The following is a 3,956-nucleotide window of genomic DNA, read 5'->3' as shown; positions in this document are numbered from 1 at the left end:
ACAAGAATTCCTGTTACTGATTATGAAAAGATTGAGAGGACAAGTTAGTTACTTTTTTATTCGTCAAATACGAAAAGAAGATCTTTTTAAATTTGCGATTACTTAAAAGGCTATGTCAACAAATTGGAGGTTAAGCGTTATAGAAAACGGTTTTTAAAGAAAATGGTATTTTTGCTCTTGATTCTTTCTTAAAATATTGTATAGTATAGTTATTAGTTGAATAATTGTTCAATTATTATATTGAATGGAGGCGCTTATGAATAAGAAACAAAAGAAAATGCTAATTCGTATCCTTGTATCTGCCTTTTTAATGATTTGTTTACATTTTTTTGAATCAGATGGATGGATGCGATTTATCGCCTATATGATTCCTTATTTGATCGTTGGTTATGACATTTTGATCAAAGCCGGAAAAGGTATTTTAAATCATCAGGTGTTTGATGAATGCTTCTTGATGGCTGTCGCGACTTTGGGAGCCATAGCGCTTGCCATTTATGATAACGGGGATTATACCGAAGCAATTGCGGTTATGTTGTTTTATCAGATCGGTGAATTGTTCCAAAGTTATGCGGTTGGTAAAAGTCGCAGAAACATCAGTGATTTAATGGATATTCGTCCGGATTATGCCAACATTGAACACGATGGTGTTTTACAAAAGGTAGATCCGGATGAGGTAGAAATCGGCAGTGTGATCGTTGTACAGCCGGGAGAAAAAGTTCCGATCGATGGCATTGTCCTAGAAGGAAACTCTAGCTTAAATACCAGTGCTTTAACAGGGGAAAGTCTGCCTCGCGATATCAAAGCCGGAGATGCGATCATCAGTGGATGCATCAACATGAGCGGTGTTCTAAAAATTCAGACAACAAAAGAATTTGAAGAATCAACAGCTTCTAAGATTCTGGACCTTGTCGAAAATGCCAGCTCCAGAAAATCCAGATCAGAAGCCTTTATTTCACGCTTTGCCCGTATTTATACACCGGCCGTCTGTTACAGCGCTTTGGCGTTAGCTATTTTGCCACCTATCGTTCGAATGTTAGGTATGAATTTAGATCCACAATGGCATGTATGGGTATATCGTGCATTGACTTTCTTAGTCATCAGCTGCCCTTGCGCCCTAGTTATTAGTATTCCTTTAAGTTTCTTCGCCGGTATCGGCGGTGCCAGTAAAGCCGGTGTTTTGGTAAAAGGCTCCAATTATTTAGAAACATTATCAAAAACTAAAATCGTTGTCTTTGACAAGACCGGTACATTAACACAGGGCGTTTTTGAAGTCAGCGGTATTCATCATAATCAAATTGAAAATGATAAGCTGATTGAGATTGCAGCTTTGGCAGAGAGTGCCTCTTCTCATCCTATCAGTAAAAGCCTACAGCGCGCCTATCATCATGAAATTGACCGCTCCCGCGTAAAAGATATTCAGGAAATCAGCGGACATGGTATTGTTGCCAAAGTCGATGGACAAGATGTTTTGATCGGAAATACAAGACTTATGGAAAAATACCACATTCCTTATAAAGAATGTCATCATACCGGAACGATCCTTCATATGGCCATCAACGGTCAATACGCAGGACACGTTGTCATTTCTGATATGTTAAAACCAACTTCTTTAAAGGCAATGCAGGCTTTAAAAAGCTGTGGAATCGAAAAGTTAGTCATGTTGACCGGCGATATTAAAAAAGTGGCCGATTCAATTGGTCAAAAATTAGGATTAGATGCTGTTTACAGTAACCTTTTACCAGGTGATAAAGTAGAAAAAGTAGAAGAACTTTTATCGTCCAAACCAGAGCATGCAAAACTGGCCTTTGTCGGGGATGGCATTAATGATGCTCCCGTTCTATCAAGAGCCGACATTGGAATTGCCATGGGTGCCATGGGAAGTGATGCAGCCATCGAAGCAGCGGATATCGTCTTAATGGATGATGATCCTATGCAAATTCCAAAGGCTATCAAAATATCAAAAAAATGTCTTCGCATCGTTTATGAAAACATTGTATTTGCCATCGGTGTAAAACTAATCTGCTTACTATTAGGGGCGTTAGGTTTAACGAATATGTGGATCGCAATCTTTGCCGATGTCGGTGTTATGGTTATTGCCGTATTAAACGCAATACGAGCTTTATTCGTCAACAAGCTGTAACTACATAGGATAAAGAACAGGTAACCTTGTGTGATATGTGCCTGTTCTTTTTTACATCTTTCCCAAACAAATTACTGCTAATTTTTCACAAGAAAATTCATCACTAATTTGACCATAGTTTCCTTTTCTTCTGGCCTTGATTCGGCAATCATTAAGGTTATCGCTACAAGAGCACTATCCGATATGGTTTGTTTGCCATCAATGATCAGATGATGATTCTTATTCAAGAACTCTAAAAAGATCGTAGCACCGATGCGTTTACAGCCGTCCGCAAAAGGATGATCTTTGATAAGGAAGTATAAGAGATTAGACGCCTTTTCTTCAATACTTGGATATAACTCTTGTCCAAATATATTTTGATAGACAGCAGCCAAGATACCGTTGAGCTTTCCTTTTTCTTTTTCCACACCAAACACATCTGATTCAAATTTCATCTTATCAATAAGTTCTCGGCATTCTTCATAAGTTAAACGATAAATGAAATCGGTTCCTTCCGGTTTTGACAGGGATCCATGATCATAATCATCCAGTAAGGATAATGCATTTTGATACGCTTCTATTACATCCAACAGTTCTTTTTCATCAATCTCGTATGCCGTAGCTAACATTCTCGATTGAATTTCTATAGTTTTATTTAAAACTTCTAAACGTTTTTTATTAACGGCATAACCTTCGATCATATAATCCTTTAAAATGGATGTTGCCCATTTTCTAAAGGTAATACCTCTTTGCGATTTAACACGATAACCAACAGAAATAATGACATCTAAACTATAAAAAGAAACAGGACGATCAGAATTTGCAATGTGCAAATTTTGCACATTACTTTCCTTATCTAATTCTTTTTCTCTAAAGATATTTCCAATGTGTCTAGTAATAACTGTTCTATCTTTATCAAAGAGTTCAGCCATCTGTTGTTGTGTAAGCCATACAGTATCTTTTTCAGGCGTTACATTAACCTCTAATTCCAATTCACCATTCTTAAAGACTACAATATTATTTGCCATTTCATCATCCCCTTCGTTATTTCATACTCATGTTTTTTACACACCAAAAATTTAAAAGCCATGTGTTGTGCTTTAATCTATGGCACCACCTTTTCTTATAACCTCAATCATACGTACCTAATCTTACAAATAAGTGACTTTGGTAAAAGAATTTCAATTTTTATCTTATTGTTCAGATGTTATAAACTTCTCATCAAGGTATATGTAGATATTTACTCACATTTTTAATAATGATATCCTTTATAAAAGGAACAACCTATGGCAAAAATACGTAAGGGAGAAAAACAGAAACAAAAATTTTATGTATTGGCCAGATTGTCTATGATCTGACGTTCTTCATGGATGGACCCATTATTGAAAACCGAAAATATGTCATGAAAGAACACACAGAATGTATTGGCGCACCGGCTACCAATGCAGCTGCTTTGTTGGCAAAATGGGGTTGTGATACTTCGCTGATTGCACGTATAGGCGATGATTTTCTGGGAAAAGAAATTCTAGACCAGCTGCATACTGACCAACCCCGGAAATGGAAGTCGTACGATTTTTAACCACCCTTTGTGGGAATCGCACATAGAACCAAAATGGCCAAAAGAAGATCCCGATTTCATCCTTATTGATGGCCGGGAAACAGAGATCGCATTAAAAGCTCTTAAAAAATATCCACGCGCTACTTCTGTCATGGATGCCGGTTCTGTAAAACCATGGACTTCTACGCTGGCTCCACTTATTGACTACTTTGTATGCAGTGAAGATTTAAGCCGAACCTATACCGGTCAGGAAATTGATGTTCAAGATACGAATAAATT

General features: G+C 37.2%; 3 protein-coding genes and 1 pseudogene. 3 read left to right on the top strand and 1 reads right to left on the bottom strand.

The features are described from left to right. Positions 1-256: 256 nt before the first annotated feature. The gene (locus U0M88_RS06985; RefSeq protein WP_331869348.1) at positions 257-2,140 is read left to right on the top strand and encodes a heavy metal translocating P-type ATPase; all 1,884 of its coding nucleotides are present in this window, start codon (positions 257-259) and stop codon (positions 2,138-2,140) included. 77 nt (positions 2,141-2,217) lie between these two features. Here the strand turns inward: U0M88_RS06985 and rhuM are convergent, their stop codons facing one another. Further along, a complete protein-coding gene (gene rhuM / locus U0M88_RS06980) occupies positions 2,218-3,147 on the bottom strand; it encodes a RhuM family protein (RefSeq protein WP_331869347.1) in 930 nt (309 codons plus the stop codon). Between the two features lie 296 nt (positions 3,148-3,443). On the opposite strand from rhuM, the gene U0M88_RS06975 reads away from it, so the two are divergent. Continuing rightward, entirely contained in the window at positions 3,444-3,698 is a 255-nt protein-coding gene (locus tag U0M88_RS06975) for a PfkB family carbohydrate kinase (protein ID WP_331869349.1), read from the top strand. 7 nt (positions 3,699-3,705) lie between these two features. Beyond that, positions 3,706-3,956: pseudogene (locus U0M88_RS06970) on the top strand (hypothetical protein); the annotation flags it as partial.

Source organism: Faecalicoccus sp. (assembly GCF_036552745.1).
Taxonomy (GTDB): Bacteria; Bacillota_I; Bacilli_A; order Erysipelotrichales; family Erysipelotrichaceae; genus Faecalicoccus.
This window is presented reverse-complemented; position numbering and strand designations above follow the sequence as displayed.